At 69.8% G+C, this 15,759-nt stretch carries 10 protein-coding genes and 1 pseudogene; 4 read left to right on the forward strand and 7 right to left on the reverse strand.

Going from position 1 to position 15,759, the window contains the following annotated elements:
- The 6 genes and pseudogenes from ABB34_RS03435 to pilG all read right to left on the reverse strand — a co-directional run.
- A pseudogene (locus tag ABB34_RS03435) lies at positions 1-871 on the reverse strand (chemotaxis protein CheB); the annotation flags it as partial.
- Complete coding sequence (locus tag ABB34_RS03440; protein WP_057639853.1) at positions 858-7,022, reverse strand: Hpt domain-containing protein; 6,165 nt, start codon at positions 7,020-7,022, stop codon at positions 858-860. The gene ABB34_RS03440 and the pseudogene ABB34_RS03435, both read right to left, overlap by 14 nt.
- A 111-nt stretch (positions 7,023-7,133) precedes the next feature.
- Positions 7,134-9,170: a methyl-accepting chemotaxis protein gene (locus ABB34_RS03445; protein WP_057639854.1), complete on the reverse strand. Its 2,037-nt coding sequence runs from the start codon at positions 9,168-9,170 to the stop codon at positions 7,134-7,136.
- A gap of 38 nt (positions 9,171-9,208) precedes the next feature.
- A complete protein-coding gene (locus ABB34_RS03450; RefSeq protein ID WP_057639855.1) occupies positions 9,209-9,739 on the reverse strand; it encodes a chemotaxis protein CheW in 531 nt (176 codons plus the stop codon).
- Positions 9,739-10,101: a response regulator gene (locus ABB34_RS03455; protein WP_057639856.1), complete on the reverse strand. Its 363-nt coding sequence runs from the start codon at positions 10,099-10,101 to the stop codon at positions 9,739-9,741. Before ABB34_RS03455 ends, ABB34_RS03450 begins: the two co-directional genes overlap by 1 nt.
- 19 nt (positions 10,102-10,120) lie before the next feature.
- A complete protein-coding gene (pilG, locus tag ABB34_RS03460) occupies positions 10,121-10,522 on the reverse strand; it encodes a twitching motility response regulator PilG (RefSeq protein WP_057639857.1) in 402 nt (133 codons plus the stop codon).
- A gap of 253 nt (positions 10,523-10,775) precedes the next feature.
- Here pilG and gshB point away from each other — a divergent pair, with 253 nt between their 5' ends.
- Complete coding sequence (gene gshB, locus ABB34_RS03465) at positions 10,776-11,723, forward strand: glutathione synthase (RefSeq protein WP_057639858.1); 948 nt, start codon at positions 10,776-10,778, stop codon at positions 11,721-11,723.
- Positions 11,720-12,610, forward strand: a complete 891-nt coding sequence (locus ABB34_RS03470; protein WP_057639859.1) for an energy transducer TonB family protein — start codon at positions 11,720-11,722, stop codon at positions 12,608-12,610. Before gshB ends, ABB34_RS03470 begins: the two co-directional genes overlap by 4 nt.
- 164 nt (positions 12,611-12,774) lie before the next feature.
- Here ABB34_RS03470 and ABB34_RS03475 read toward each other — a convergent pair whose 3' ends face one another.
- Complete coding sequence (locus ABB34_RS03475; RefSeq protein WP_057639860.1) at positions 12,775-14,460, reverse strand: amidohydrolase; 1,686 nt, start codon at positions 14,458-14,460, stop codon at positions 12,775-12,777.
- Between the two features lie 363 nt (positions 14,461-14,823).
- On the opposite strand from ABB34_RS03475, the gene ABB34_RS03480 reads away from it, so the two are divergent.
- On the forward strand, positions 14,824-15,222 hold the full coding sequence (locus ABB34_RS03480; RefSeq protein WP_057639948.1) for an HU family DNA-binding protein: 399 nt from the start codon (positions 14,824-14,826) through the stop codon (positions 15,220-15,222).
- A 217-nt stretch (positions 15,223-15,439) separates the two neighbouring features.
- The gene (locus ABB34_RS03485) at positions 15,440-15,739 is read left to right on the forward strand and encodes a DUF3861 family protein (RefSeq protein ID WP_057639861.1); all 300 of its coding nucleotides are present in this window, start codon (positions 15,440-15,442) and stop codon (positions 15,737-15,739) included.
- The last annotated feature ends 20 nt before the right edge of the window (positions 15,740-15,759 follow it).

Genomic DNA, 15,759 nt, shown 5'->3' on the forward strand with positions numbered 1-15,759 from the left:
CGCCGATGCCGGCCAGCAACAGCACCGCGCCCTGCACCGGGTTCGCCGTCCCTGCCCCGGCTTCCACCACCGGTTCCAGTTCCAGCATCGAATCGGAAAGGAGAGCCGGCGTCGGCTCGGCAGCCGCGGCGGCGTCCGCCACCGGGGCGACATAGGCGTCGTCGTCCACCAGCGACCAGTTGGCGAAACTGCCCGGCTCCACCGCCGGCAACGGCGATGCAGCCGGCGGCACGCTCGCTTGCGCGTCAATGGCCGGCAACGGCGGCGGCAACGCGGGCGCGGCCGGCGTTTCGTCCAACGGCGCGCGCGGCGCCATCGCCATCAGTTCCTCGAAGCTGAGCACGCCCGCTTCCGGTTCGGCCGGCGGCACGTACAGGGCATCGGCCGGCACTTCGTCGGCATGCTCGACGGCTTCGTCGAGGTGGAACTGCAGCGGCGCGTCGGCGTGGCGTTCGGCCGGGCGCTCGGGCATGCCTGGCTCCGGCAACGGCGCGACGTCCTGTTCCTGTCCCGGCGGCAGCACGTTGTCGTGGCCGTGCAGCTTGGCCGCCAGGTGGCGGACCCAGCGCTGCGCTTCCCAGCCTTCACGGCGCCCGGCCAGCTCCGCCTCGTCGAACACCAGGCTCAGGTGCGGCGCCTGCAGCACGGTTTCGAGGCGCTCCAGCGCGTCCTCGACCGCCGGCTCCAGCGCCACCAGCACCACGCTGGCGCTGGAGGCCTGCAAGGCCGCCGCGTCGAGCGTGTTCGGGTCGTCTTCCAGCACCAGGCGGCCACCGGCGGCCTGCAGGGCTTCCTTCAGGCGCTCGCGTGCGGCGCCCGGCCGGGCCAGCAGGGCCACCGGCTTGTCGGTGGGGCGGTCATTCGCGAGCACGGGCAATCCCCAGCAGGTCGTAGACATTGCGCATCAGATCCAGCTCCTGGTACGGCTTGCCGAGGTAGCGCTGCACGCCGATCTCGAAGGCGCGCTGGCGGTGCTTGTCGCCGCTGCGCGAGGTGATCATCACGATCGGCACCGCCTTGTAGCGCGCGTCGGCACGCATCGCGGTGGCCAGCTCGTAGCCGTCCATGCGCGGCATCTCGATGTCCAGCAGCATCAGGTCGGGCACGCGCTCTTCCAGCCGCTCCAGCGCTTCCACGCCGTCGCGCGCAACCACCACCTCGAAGTTGTGGCGTTCCAGCACGCGGCCGGTGACCTTGCGCATGGTCAGCGAGTCGTCCACCACCATCACCAGCGGCACCTCGTGCTGGCCGGTGGCCGCCTCGGCCTGTACCGGCGCCTGCGGCTGCGACAGGTGGCGGCGCACCAGCGGGGCGACGTCCAGGATCACCACCACGTTGCCTTCGCCGGTGATGGTGGCGCCGTAGATGCCCTGCACCGAGGCGATCTGCAGGCCCACCGGCTTGACCACGATTTCGCGGTTGCCCAGCACCTGGTCGATCGCCACCGCGGCGCGCAGTTCGCCGGCGCGGACCAGCAGCAGCGGCACCTGCGGCTGGCCCTCGGCCTTGGCCGCGGCCTGGCCGACCAGCGTGCCCAAGTCGTGCAGCGAATAGTCCTCGCCGTTGTAGTGGTAGCCGCCCTGGCCGGATTCGAAGCGTTCGCGGGCAATGCGGCCGATACCGCTGACCGAGGCCACCGGCACGGCGAAGGTGGTTTCGCCGATGCGCACGAACACCGCCTGGGTGACCGCCAGCGTCTGCGGCAAGCGCAGGGTGAAGGTGACGCCCTGCCCGCGCACGGAGTGGATGTCCACCGAGCCGCCGAGCTGGCGCACTTCGTTGCGCACCACGTCCATGCCCACTCCGCGGCCGGCGAGCTGGCTGACCTGCTCGCTGGTGCTGAAGCCGGAGGCGAAGATCAGGTTGTCCAGCTGCGCGTCGTCGAGCTGCGCGCCGGCTTCGATCAGGCCGCGCTGCTCGGCGCGGCGGCGGATCGCCTCGCGGTCGAGGCCGGCACCGTCGTCGGCCACTTCCAGCACGATTTCCGAACCTTCGCGGCGCAGGCGCAGGGTGATGTTGCCCTCTTCCGGCTTGCCGGCGGCCTGGCGCGCGGCCGGCGTTTCCAGACCATGCGCGACGGAGTTGCGCAGCATGTGTTCCAGCGGCGCGACCATGCGGTCGAGCACGTTGCGATCCAGTTCGCCGTGGGTACCGTCCAGCAGCAGATGCACCTGCTTGCCGGTTTCCTGCGCGGCCTGGCGGACCACGCGGCGCAGGCGCGGCACGAGGCCGTCGAACGGCACCATGCGCGCGCGCATCAGGCCGTCCTGCAGTTCCGAGCTGACCCGCGACTGCTGTTGCAGCAGGGTGTCGTAGTTGCGCGACAGGTCGTCGAGCACGCCCTGCAGGCCACCCAGGTCGGCCGCCGACTCGTTCAACGCGCGGCTGAGCTGCTGCAGCGTGGAGAAGCGGTCCAGCTCCAGCGGGTCGAACGCCTGCTCGGCCTGGTCCTGCTCGCGCTGGTAACGGGCGACGATCTGCGCTTCGGTTTCCAGGTCCAGGCGGCGCAACTGGTCGCGCAGACGGGCGTTGGTGCGGTCCAGCTCGGCCATCGCGTTGCGGAACGCACCCAGCTGCTGTTCCAGGCGCGAGCGGTAGATCGCCACTTCGCCGGCGTGGTTGACCAGGTTGTCGAGCAGGTCTGCGCGGACGCGGACCTGTTCCTGCGTGCGCGGGGCGCCCTCCTCGTCGCTGGCCTGCGCTTCCACCACCGGCGCCGACAGCGGCGCGGTGGCAATGGCGGCGACCGGGGCGGCGACGGCCTCGGCGACCGGCACCGCGGTTTCGACAGTCACCGGCGCGGGAATTTCTTCGGCTGCCGGTTCGCTTTCAGGCGTCGCTTCCGGCGATACGGCATCGAACGTGGGCAGCGCCACCTCGACCGGAGCTTGCGGCTGCGGCGCGAGGTCGGCGGCCGGCGCGGCTTCCTGCACCGGGCTGCGGCCGGCGGTGCGGGCCTCGAAGGCTTCGACCAAGTCGCCGGGCATCCGTACCGCACGGTGGGCGCCGGTGTGGAGCAGCAACTGGTGCAGGCGGTCGAAACCGCGTTCGAGCAGTTGCACGTCGCTGCGGCCGATTTCGGTGCGGTTGGCCGCCACCGCTTCCAGCAACGATTCGATGCCGTGGCCGAGGTCGCCGATGGCGTTGATGCCGGCCATGCGCGCGCCGCCCTTGAGCGTGTGCAGGTCGCGCTGCAGCTCGGCCAGCAGTTCGCGGTCTTCCGGCGCCGAGCGCAACTGGCTGATGACGCCATCGCAATGGTCGAGCAGGTCCTTGCCTTCCTCGACGAAGATATCGACAAGTTCGCGGTCGAGTTCGTCGAAGTCGAGCGGGCCGGCATCGAGCCCAGCCTTGTCGGCGCTGGCCACGGCCATCGCGGGTGCGGGGATTTCCTCTTCGACCGGCGCGGTCAACGGCGCCAGCTCGACGGCTTCGGCTTCGGCTTCGGCTTCGGCTTCGGCTTCCAGCGTCAGGCCAGCGGCGTGTTCGTCAAGCGCCGCGAGCGGTGCTTCCGCCTCGGCCTCCGGCATTGCCGGTACAACCTCGGCGGGTGCGTCGATTTCATCGATCGCGATCGTTTCGACGACGGCTTCGGTTGCCTCGTGATCGACAACGGGTTCTTCGATGCCCGCCTGCGGCACCTCGACCTCGGCGCTTTCGGCCGGCAATCCGGGCGGCAGGACGACCGGCGCTGGATCGGCATGGTCGTCGGTACCGGCGGCGATGCCCGGATCGAACGCTTCCATCGACAGCGTGGGGGCAGGCACGTCTTCCTGCGCATCGGCAGTTTCGACGGCCGGTTCGAGCGGGATGCCGGCGTCGAAAGTTGCCGGCACGTCGTCCACGAACGCGACAGGCAGTTCCGCAGCCACGTCGTCCAGACGGATTTCGTCTCCACCGGTGACCGCCTGCGCGGCTCCACTGTCGCCAGACGGCAGGTCCAGCAGCGACGGGTCGAAATAAGCGGAAAGATCCTCGATGCCCGCCAGTTCCTGCACCTCGGCGACCGGGGTTTCGGGTGCGGCGTCAGCGTCGTCCGCCTCGTCATCGGCAAGGTCGTCGACCAGCGGCGGCCACTGCGCCTCGGGCAATGCATCGACCAGCACCTGCAGGCGCGCGGCCAGCGGTGCGAACGACGGAATCAGCGGCGAAGGCGCCTGCAATGCAGTGATCGTCGCCGCCACCGCGGCGGCGGCCTCGGCCATCGCTTCGACCCCCTGCGGGTCCGGGGTGACCGCGTTGGCCAGCGAACGCTTGACGAAGGACTCGACCGGCGCGGTCACCGCGGTGATTTCCGGCACGTCGGTCATCGCGAAGGCGCCACTCATCGTGTGCACCGCGCGCAGCAATTCGTCGGTCACCGGCTGCGGCTGCGGACGCGAGCGCGCCAGCCACTCCTCGACCGTGGCCAGGTGCTGGCCGACTTCGGCTTCGAGGATTTCGCGCAGCACGCTGTCCACCGACGCCGGCGTGCCGGTCGGCACCGGTTCCACAGCAAGTTGCGGTTGCTGCACGACCGGTGCGGCGGCGGGCGCCGCCACTTCGCCGGCGACGTGGAAGGCTTCCTCGCCGGCGGCGATGCGGTCGGCCACGTCCTGCATGCCGAGCACGTCGGAATGGATGTGGCCGCTGCCGCGCAGCGCGGCATTGAACTGCGGCAGCACCTCGTAGGCCTGGTTGACCATCGCCACCACCGCCGGGCTGGCCGGGCGGCTGCCGTCGAGCACGCGGTTGAGCATGCTCTCGATCTTCCAGCTGAACTCACCCAGCGTGCGTGCGCCCACCAGCCGGCCACTGCCCTTCAGCGTGTGGAACACGCGCCGCACCGGGCGCAGGCGTTCCAGGTTGTCCGGCGCGGCGCGCCAGATCGGCAGCAGGCGGCCGAGGTTTTCCAGTTCCTCGTCGAATTCCTCGATGAACACCTCGCGGATGTCCTGGTCGATCTGCTCGGCGCTGTCGTCGAAACCGCCTTCCACGCGCGGCACGCTGGCCGCGGCGGAAGCCGCTATCGGCACCGACGGAGCGGGTACCGCCGTTTCCGCCGGTGCGGTGGATTCCGCGGCGAGCGGGTCGAACGCAGCCGCGGCCATGTTCAACTCGGCCATGAAGGCGGCGATTTCGGGGTCCACTTCGATCGCTGGCGCGTCGGCCGGCTGCGTCGATGCGTCCTCGGCTTCGACCTCGGCGGGCGTGGTAAGCGGCATCCCCGGTGCGGGGCCCGCATCATGCCCGGCTTCGGCCACAGGCTGCTGGACTTCGGCCTCGAAATCGAAGGGCGTGGCGCTGCCATCGCCGGTATCGGCGGGGGCATCGGCCAGATTCCAGTCCTCGGCGGACACTGGGTCGAAGGCGAGGAAACCATCGCTGACCGGCTTGGCCTCCCCGGCGGCTTCATGCGTCGTCACCGGCTCGGTGCCGAAGGAATGCGGAAGTTCCGGCAGCTCGACCGGCACCGGCGCGGCGCCATCGTCGGCATCCAGCGCAGTGAACGTCATGCCATCGGCCGCGGTGACCACCGGTGCAATGTCGGCAGGCGCCGGATCGGCAGCCGGGATCGGCAGTTCGGGCGGCGGCACTGCCGCTGGCGACTCCGGCGGAGTCGGCTTGGCGTGGATGGCCTCGGCAAACAGCAGCGGCCGCGGCGGCGCAGCCGGAGCTTCCACCACCGGCGCCGGGACGCTGGCAACGGGAGCGGCGATTTCTTCGCTGGCCGGCGGCGGCACGACGGGGGCCGCCAAGGCAACCTCGGCGACCGGCACATCCGCATCCTGCCGCTCCGGCGGCACCGGCCAGTAGTGCAGCGCTTCCAGGCTGCTGCGGGTGATGTCGAGGATTTCGTCGCGGCCCGGACGGCGCTCGCGCAGGGCTTCGAGGTAGTACTCCAGGCTGGCCATCGCATCGGCCAGCGTGTCGAGCTGGCGACCACCGGGGACGCGCTTGCGGCCGATCAGCTCGACGCCGATGTACTGGCGCACGCCGCCCAGGTAATCGGCGGGAGTCGGCAGGTCGAGCATGCGCAGCGCGCCGGCGACCTCGTCGAGAAGGCGCGGCACGTCCTGCAGGCGGGCATGGTCCCAGTTGGTCTCGATGAAGGCGATGAAGGCTTCGCGCGCGGCGGCGAAATTGGCGATGGCCTCGTGTGCCAGCACCTCGACCGTGCGCCGGGTTTCCACCGAGGCCGGGTCTTCGTCGCCATCGATGTTGGCGCCCAGGTAGGCAACCTGATCGTCCAGCGAGGCATCGACGTAGAGCAGTGCACCGGCGATGTCCAGCAGCAGGTTGTCGTCGATCGGCCGGGTACCGGCCACCACTTCGCGCAGCGCGTCGCGCTGCTGCGTCACCACGCCGCGCGCCACGCCCAGCCCCATCACCCCGAGCGTGTCGGCCACGGCGTTGAGCTCGTCGACCTGCGGCTGCAGTTCGGACGGCGTGCCGCCCATGCGCACGTGCAGGTCCAGTGCGTCCTTGATGCGCAGCAGTTCTTCCTTGACCGCGCCGCCGACCGTGTCCAGCAGCTCGCGGTTGCGCCCGGCCAGGCTGCCGCGCGCGTGTTCCAGCTCGGCTTCGCTGGCGTCGCCGGCCTCCGGGTTGAAGGCGAACAGCACGCTTTCGTTGATGCCTTCGGCGCCGCGTGCGGCGCGGATCTCGTTGAGCAGCGGCAGCAGCACGATCGGGATGTCGCGGTGGCCGTTCTGCAGGCGTTCCAGGTAGTCGGGCAGCAGCACGGTGCCGCGCATCAGCGTGGCGCAGGCTTCGTCGCGGTCGGGCACGCCGCCGTCGCGCACGGCGTCGGCCAGCTGCTCCAGCTCCTCGGCAACCATCGCCGGGGCGTACAGCTCGACCATGCGCAGCGTGCCCTGCACCTGGTGCAGGTAGCCGGCGCAGAAACGCATGCGGCTGCCGTCAGCGGGGTCCTCGACGAAATACTCGATTTCATTGCGGGCCTGGCGCAGGGTTTCGTCCAGTTCCGGCTTGACCCAGCCCAGCGCCGCGTGGCTCATCGCATCGCGCAAGGTATTCATCGCACTCCCCCGTACAGCATCGATCGCATGCCGTCCGGGCGGCCCTGCTTTGCGTTGTGACGACACTTCATCAGCTGGTTCCTTTGCATCCCCGCCCCCCGTTCAGGCGCTTCAGGCCGGCAGCTTGAAGTCGGCCACCGAGCGGCGCAGCTCGGCTGCCAGCTGGTTCAGCTGGCCCAGCGACTCGGCGGTCTGCCCAGCACCCTGCGAGGTCTGGCCGGTGATCTGCCGGATCACGCCCATCGTCTGGGTGATGTCGGTAGCGGCGGCGGACTGCTGGTGGGCGGCGATGGAGATGTTTCGAATGAGGGTGTTCAGCGCGTTGGACACGCGCTCGATCTCGGTCAGTGCGGTACCGGCGTCCTCGGCCAGGCGCGCGCCGGACACCACTTCGGCGGTGGTCTGCTCCATCGAGGTCACCGCTTCGTTGGTGTCGGCCTGAATCGCCTGCACCAGGCCTTCGATCCGGCGGGTCGCGCCGGAGGTGCGCTCTGCCAGTCGCTGCACTTCGTCGGCCACCACCGCGAAACCGCGGCCGGCCTCGCCGGCCGAGGCCGCCTGCACCGCCGCGTTCAACGCCAGGATGTTGGTCTGCTCGGAAATGTCGTTGATCAGTTCCACGATCGAACCGATCTCCTGCGAGGACTCGCCCAGCCGCTTGATGCGCTTGGAGGTTTCCTGGATCTGGTCGCGGATCTGGTCCATGCCCTGGATGGTCTGGCGCACCACGCCGGCGCCCTCGGTGGCGATGACCACCGAGCGCTGCGCCACTTCGGCCGACTCGTTGGAGTTGCGCGACACCTGTTCGATGGACGAGGCGATCTCGCCGATGCGGTCCGAGGCGCTGGTGATCTCGTCGGCCTGGTGGCCGGCCGCTTCGGCCAGCTGGATGGCGGTGGCCTGAGTTTCCTGCGCCGACACCGCCACCTTGCTGGAGGTGTCGTTGATGGTGGTCACCAGGTGGCGCAGTTCGTCCACGGCGTAGTTGATTGCGTCGGCGATGGCGCCGGTCATGTCCTCGGTCACCGAGGCCTTCACCGTCAGGTCGCCTTCACCCAGCGAGCTGATTTCGTCCAGCAGCCGCATGATCGCCTGCTGGTTGCGGCTGTTGAACTCCACCTGGGTCTGGTAGCGCAGTTCCTGCTCGCGCGAGCGGCTGCGCACCGAGCTCCAGACGAAGGCGATGATCGACAGCAGCGACAGCGCGCCGAACACCACGCTCCACCAGAAGTTCGGGAAGATGCGGGTGTCGCGGGTGGAACCGAACGCGGAGAAGGCGTCGAACAGCTTCTTGCTGTCGGCCAGCATCTTGTCCGAGCCGGCCGCCAGCGCCGCCGCCGAGGACTGCGCGGCGAACAGGTTGCGCGAGCTGGCCAGGATGGTGTCGGCGTCCTTCTTCATCTTCGCCCACTGGTTGGCCGACTGCTCCAGCGCCACCTGCACGTTGGCGTTGCGCACCGCGGTAATGCCCAGTTCCTCGTTGCCGTTGCGCAGGCCTTCCAGCACCTGGCTGAACACGGTCATGTCGCGCGCCAGCGCGTCGCCGGCGCTGCTGGCACCGACGCCGCCGGCACGGATTTCCGTGACCCGGCGTGCCATCGTGCCGACGACCACCACCTGCTGCAGGCCACTGTAGATCTGCGAGGCCTGGGCGCCGCTGGCGGTCATCGCGCGCACCACCTCGTTCAGCTGCGCCTGCAGCTGCGGCACCGCGCCGACGAAGTTGTCGGCATTGCCGGCCAGCGCCAGCACCGCCGGCTCGCTGGCCACGATCTGCTCGGCGTTCTTGGACAGCGGCTGCCAGGTATCGACCAGCGTGCGCAGCGGCGCGGCCACGCCCGGCTCCTGGCCGAAGCGCCCGTCCAGCGCGGCCACCGTGCTCTCCACCTTGGTGCGGGTGTCCTTGAACGCGGCGTAGGCGTCGCGGTTGCCGGCCACGGCCTCGCGGCCCTGGTTGGCCAGCTGCTGCGACAGCACCTGCAGGTCGGCCACGCCGGTGCTGGCGCCGGCCAGGCGGCTGCCCTGCCACGTCGCCACGCCGGTGTTGGCGCCGAACACGATCATCGACAACACCAGCAGGCCCAGCCAGAAATTGGTTCCCACGTTGCCGGTCTTGCCCGCCTTGGCGGCATCTGCAGCAGTACTCATGTTCAACCTCTATCCAATACGGAAGGGCGGGCCCGCGCTCAGGCGGCGGCCTGCCGGAATTCAGGGGTGCGGGACAGCAGCGAAAGCGAGAACACGCCCCAGTCGTGGCTGCCGTCGTTGAACGCACGCTCGACGAAATGGGCATAGCGGCCGCGGGCGATGGCGCCGGCGTCCACCTGCTGCGAGGCTTCGAAGCTGCGCTGGCCGTACAGCTCGTCGATGCTCAGCGCGACGTCGCCGCCGGTCTGGCGCATGATCAGCACGCGGTGGCCTTCCTGCTGGACGGTGCGCTGCCCTTCCAGGAAATACTTCAGGTCCACCACCGGGAACAGGTTGCCGCGCAGGTTGCCCACGCCCAGCAGCCACGGCTGCGCGCCCGGCACCGGGGTGACCGGCGGCATCGGCACGATTTCCACCACTTCGCGGAAATCGGACACCAGCCGCTGGTTGCCGACGCGGTAGCCGACGCCGCGCCACACGTCCTGCGCGAACTGCCGCTCGGGCAACTGCACCGCGTGCGCCAGGCTGCGGCGTTCGTAGGCTTCGAGGATGTCGAATGGCGAGCGCATCAGCCCACCAACTGGTTGATGCGCGCGATCAACGCATCTTCGCGCGGCGGCTTGACGATGTAGTCGGTAGCGCCCTGGCGCATGCCCCAGGCCATGTCGGTTTCCATGCTCTTGGTGCTGACGATCAGCACCGGGATGTTGCGCGTGGCCTCGTCGCGCGACAGCGCGCGGGTGGCCTGGAAACCGCTCATGCCCGGCAGCACCACGTCCATCAGCACCAGCTGCGGCGACTGGCTGCGGGCGATCTGCAGGCCTTCCTCGGCATTGTCGGTGGCCAGCACCTCGTGCCCGGCCTTTTCGAGCCATTGCGTGAACACCGCCCGGTCGGTCGGTGAGTCCTCGATCAACAGGATTCGAGCCATTGTTGCCTTACCCCCTGGTTCAGGCGTTGACGTATGTGCGGATGGCACCCAACAGTTCGTCGCGCGTGAACGGCTTGGTGAGGTACTGCTCCGAGCCGACGATGCGGCCACGCGCCTTGTCGAACAGGCCGTCCTTGGAGGACAGCATGATCACCGGCGTGGCCTTGAACAGCTGGTTGCCCTTGATCAGCGCGCAGGTCTGGTAGCCATCCAGGCGCGGCATCATGATGTCCACGAAGATGATCTGCGGCTGCTGGTCGGCGATCTTGGCCAGTGCCTCGAAGCCGTCGCTCGCGGTCACGACCTCGCAGCCTTCGCGCTTGAGCAGCGTTTCGGCAGTGCGTCGGATGGTCTTCGAATCATCGATGACCATCACCTTCAATCCTGCGAGTTCCCCACCCGCAGCCATGTTTTCAACCATTGGCAATTCCCCGGCGCGCGCAACGCTCCATTTGGACACGGCGTTGCTGCGAAGGCGATCTATATCCCAATACCGCCGCGAACTGTCAAGGGCGGGCGTTGCGGCGCGGCCGCCGGGAGCCCGGATGTGAACCCCATCGCAGTCGCGTGCGCGGGGCCATTCAGCCGCGCAACGCACCGGGCCACGCGCGGCGCTGGGCGCCCGCCATGCGCGGACGCTACCATCGCCCCCCTGACCCGAAAGGCTGCGGACCATGCTGGACGTCATCGTGGTGATGGACCCCATCGCCCAGATCAAGATCGCCAAGGACACCACCTTCGCCATGCTGCTGGAAGCCCAGCGCCGCGGCCACCGCCTGCACTACGTGCGCCCCGGCGGGCTGGCGCTGCGCGGCGGCGCTGCGGTGGCCGAGGCGGCGCCGCTGCAGGTGCGCGACGACAAGGCCGGCTGGTTCACGCTGGGCGAGTTCGCGCCGCTGGCGTTCGGCCCTGGCCAGGTGGTGCTGATGCGCAAGGACCCGCCGTTCGACGGCGAGTACCTGTACGACACCCACGTCCTCGGCGTCGCCCAGCAGGCCGGCGCGCAGGTGGTCAACGACCCGCAGGGGCTGCGCGACTTCAACGAGAAGCTGGCCGCGCTGCTGTTCCCGCAGTGCTGCCCGCCCACCCTTGTCAGCCGCGACGTCCGCGACCTGAAGGCGTTCGCGCTGGAACACGGGCAGGTGGTGCTCAAGCCGCTGGACGGCATGGGCGGGCGCTCGATCTTCCGCAGCGGCACGGGCGACCCCAACCTCAACGTGATCCTGGAAACCCTGACCGACGGCGGCCGCCGGCTGGCGCTGGCGCAGCGCTTCATCCCCGACATCAGCGCCGGCGACAAGCGCATCCTGCTGATCGACGGCGAACCGGTGGACTACTGCCTGGCGCGCATCCCGCAGGGCGACGAGTTCCGCGGCAACCTCGCCGCCGGCGGCCGCGGCGAAGGCCGGCCACTGAGCGAGCGCGACCGCTGGATCGCCGCGCAGGTCGGCCCGGAGATGAAGCGCCGCGGCATGCGCTTCGTCGGCCTGGACGTGATCGGCGACTACCTCACCGAGGTCAACGTCACCAGCCCCACCTGCGTGCGCGAGCTGGACGCGCAGTTCGGGCTGAACATCGCCGGGCAGCTGTTCGACGCGATCGAGGCCGGCCCCACCCGATGAACGCCCCCCCCGGCACCCTGCCCGCGCCGCCGCAGGCCACCGAGCAGCAGCGCCTGGGCGCCACCCTGGTGCTGTCGGCGCTGGTGCACGGCCTGCTGATCCTCGGCGTGGGCTTCGCGGTCAGCGACAACGCGCCGCTGGTGCCGACCCTGGACGTGATCTTCAGCCAGACCAGCACGCCGCTGACGCCGAAGCAGGCCGACTTCCTCGCCCAGGCCAACCAGCAGGGCGGCGGCGACCACGACACGCCGCAGCGGCCGCGCGACAGCCAGGGCGGCATCGTGCCGCAACCGCGCGCCGGGCTGGCGCCGGTGCCGCAGCAACGTCAGTCCGCCGCCATGCAGCCACCGCCGCAGGCACGCGTGGTCAGCAGCCAGCGCGGCGAAGACGTGGTGCCCAACGCGCAGCCCCGGCCGCTGCCCGAGCTGCCCGACGCCAACGCGCCGATGACCGCGCGCGAGCAGCGCGACGCCGAGATGGCGCGGCTGGCCGCCGAAGTGCACCTGCGCTCGGAGCAATACGCCAAGCGCCCGAACCGCAAGTTCGTCTCGGCCAGTACCCGCGAATACATCTATGCCAACTACCTGCGCGCCTGGGTGGACCGCGCCGAGCGCGTCGGCAACCTGAACTACCCGGACGAAGCGCGCCAGCGCCGGCTCGGCGGGCAGGTGGTGATCACCGTCGGCGTGCGCCGCGACGGCAGCGTGGAAAGCAGCCGCATCCTGCGCAGCAGCGGCACCCCGCTGCTCGACGCCGCCGCGCTGCGGGTGGTGGAGCTGGCGCAGCCGTTTCCGCCGTTGCCTCGGACCAACGACGACATCGACATCCTGCAGGTCACCCGCACCTGGGTGTTCCTGCCCGGCGGCAGCCTGCGCGACGACCGCTGATGGCAGGTCGGGGACGTAGCCCCGACCTGCGACGTTTCCCGTAGATGCGGGGCTTGCCCCGCATGTGGCTTCACCGGGAAAGCGCCGTGTGGGGCAAGCCCCACACCTACAAGTGCATTCGGCAGTTGCCGATGGCCGCATCACGCCTGAAGTGCGCCCCACACTCAATCGGCGTGCAAATCAGCCTCGTACGCCGCCTCGCCATCGACCCACGTGGACAACACCTTCAATTCGTCCAGACGCACGTCCTCATCCAGCGGGTCGCGGTCGAAGACGACGAAATCGGCATGCAGGCCGGGTTGCAGGCGGCCGACCTCGGCCTCGTCGTGGCCGGCCCACGCCGCATCGCTGGTGAAACCACGCAGCGCTTCGGCCGCGCTCAGCCGTTGCTCCGGCTGCCAGCCACCCGGCGGCTGGCCGTCGCGGTCCTGCCGCGTCACCGCCGCGTACAGGCCCAGGCGCGGATCGACCCGTTCAACCGGGAAATCCGATCCCAGCGCCAGATGCGCGCCACTGTGCAGGTAGCGCTGCCACGCATAGGCGCCCTTGATCCGCTCCGGGCCGACGCGCAGTTCGGCCCAGCCCATGTCCGAGGTGGCGTGGGTCGGCTGCATCGAGGCGACGACACCCAGCCCGGCGAAGCGCGGGATGTCCTCCAGCGCCACCACCTGCGCATGCTCCACCCGCCAACGGTGGTCGCTGCCCTTGTCCGCGCCCAGCACCCGTTCATAGGTATCGAGCACGATGCGGTTGCCGCGGTCGCCAATGGCATGGGTCGCCACCTGCAGCTTGCAGCCGGCGGCCTTGCGCACGGCCACTTCGTAGTCCTGCGGCGAGGTCACCAGCAGGCCGCGGTTGTGCGGGTCGTCGCTGTAGTCGGCCAGCATCGCCGCGCCGCGGCTGCCCAGCGCGCCATCCATGAACAGCTTGACCCCGCGCATCTGCAGGCGCCCGCCCGGATGCCGGTACGGGCCATCCGCGCACAGGTCGTCCAGCGCGGCGCGGTTGCCATCGGCATAGGCATCGATGCGCAGCGGCAGCCTGCCCTGGTCGGCCAGTTGCTTCATCAGCGCCAGGTCTTCGCGCGACACGCCCATGTCGTGCACGCCGGTGAGGCCATTGCGCACCGCTTCGTGCAATGCGGCCAGCAGGCGCTTCTCGCGCGCGGCCGCATCCGGCGACGGGATGTGGGCGCTCACCAGTCCGGCGGCGTTATCCACCAGCACGCCGGTCGCGTTGCCGGCGGCATCGCGCACGATGCGCCCGCCCTGCGGCTGCCAGTCGCCGGCCAGCGGCTTGCCGGCCGCCTGCTCGGCGATGCGCAGCGCCGCACTGTTGACCCAGCCGGCGTGTCCGTCGATGCGATCCAGGTACACCGGGCGCTCCGGGAAGGCCGCATCCAGATCCGCGGCGGTGGGAAAGCCGGTGCCGTCCTCCCAATGGTTCTGGTCCCAGCCAGCGCCGAGCAGCCATTCGCCCGGCGCCAGCGTCTGCTCGAATGCACGCAGGCGCTGCACCACTTCGGTGCGGCTGCGCGTACCGGTCAGGTCCGCCTGCGCCAGCGCGTTGCCCAGGTAGACCAGGTGCGCATGCGCGTCGATCAACCCGGGTACCACGGTGGCGGCGCCGGCATCGATGCGCGGGGCCTGCGGATACTGCCGCAACAACGCCTCGCGCTGCCCCACCGCCAACAGGCGGCCATCTTCCGTGTCCCATGCCAGTGCGGTGGCCAGCGGCTGCTGCGGATCGCCGGTGCGGATGCTGTCGGCGACCAGCACGCGTACTTCGGCATGGGCCGGCAATGCGTGCAGGCACGGAAGCAACAGGGCAAGACAGGCGATGCGGCGCATGCGGGGCACTCCCGGACTGAGGTGCGGCGACTATGCCGCCATCGAGCGGGAGGTGACAAACCGGATCGGCACGAACGATGCGCAGCATCGGCCGGCAGCTTGTGCATTGCAGCGCCCGGACATGCGCGAAAGCCGGCCTGCCGGCGCCAGTCCGCAACCGCCGCGAAGTGCGGGCACAAGCGGGAAAACCCGGCTTTTTCCGCATGCCACGAGCGCTCACATGCCGCATGACGGCCGATGGAAGCGATTTTGACGGGCTTTTTTGTGCGATTCCCTATTGGCGATGCCCGGCGCATGCCCTACATTTCGCTAGCCGACGGGGTCGGCACGACCAACAACCAACCGTTCACGGAACAGGAAATCATGGCAAAGACCGCTAAGAAGGCTGCCCCGAAGAAGGCAGTGAAGAAAGTTGCACCGAAGGCTGCCGCCAAGCCGGCCGCTCCCAAGCCGATCAAGGAAGCCCTGACCAAGTCCGGTCTGGTCGCCCACCTGGCCGAAGCGACCAGCGTCGCCGCCAAGGACGTCCGCGCCGTGCTGGCCGCGCTGGAAGGCGCCGTTTCCGCGTCGGTCCACAAGAAGGGCGCGGGCAGCTTCACCCTGCCGGGCCTGCTGAAGATCAGCACCGTGCACGTGCCGGCCAAGCCGAAGCGCAAGGGCATCAACCCGTTCACCAAGGAAGAGCAGGTGTTCGCCGCCAAGCCGGCCACCACCAAGATCAAGGTCCGCCCGCTGAAGAAGCTCAAGGACGCCGCGCTCTGACAACGCGCGCGCCTTTCAGGCGAACCGGACGGGACGGCAATGCCGTCCCGTTTGTTTTTGTCCCGGCATCCACGGCCGCGTGACGACGCTGCAACGGACCGGTCCGTTCCAGGCGCGACGCCCGTTCCACGCTGGAACACAGCGTCATGGCCGGGACCTCGCCGCGGCCATGCCGGCGGCCTATGGTGGCCCTCAGGCACTCTCCCCCGGCACCACCATGTCCAACCCGCACCGCTATCGCATCACCGTCACCCCCATCGAGGCCGATGGCTTGCCCTGCACCGGCCGCTGCACCATCGAGTTCGAGCAGCGCAGCCCGCGCAACTGGATGCGCGAACTGGAAGGCATGCAACGCCAGTTGTCCTGCACAGAGGCCGCCAGCGCGGTGGTTGCCGCCGGCCTGCTAGAAACGCTGGCGGCGTCGGCACGCAACGACGCCCATCTGCTGGCGGCATTGCAACCGGAACTGGGCGGGCTGGTCACCAAGCTGCAGGCGTTGCGCGACGTGCAGCAATGAACGCCATGCCGGCGGCGCGC

Origin of the sequence: Stenotrophomonas daejeonensis, from assembly GCF_001431505.1 — a bacterium.
GTDB classification, from domain to species: domain Bacteria; phylum Pseudomonadota; class Gammaproteobacteria; order Xanthomonadales; family Xanthomonadaceae; genus Stenotrophomonas; species Stenotrophomonas daejeonensis.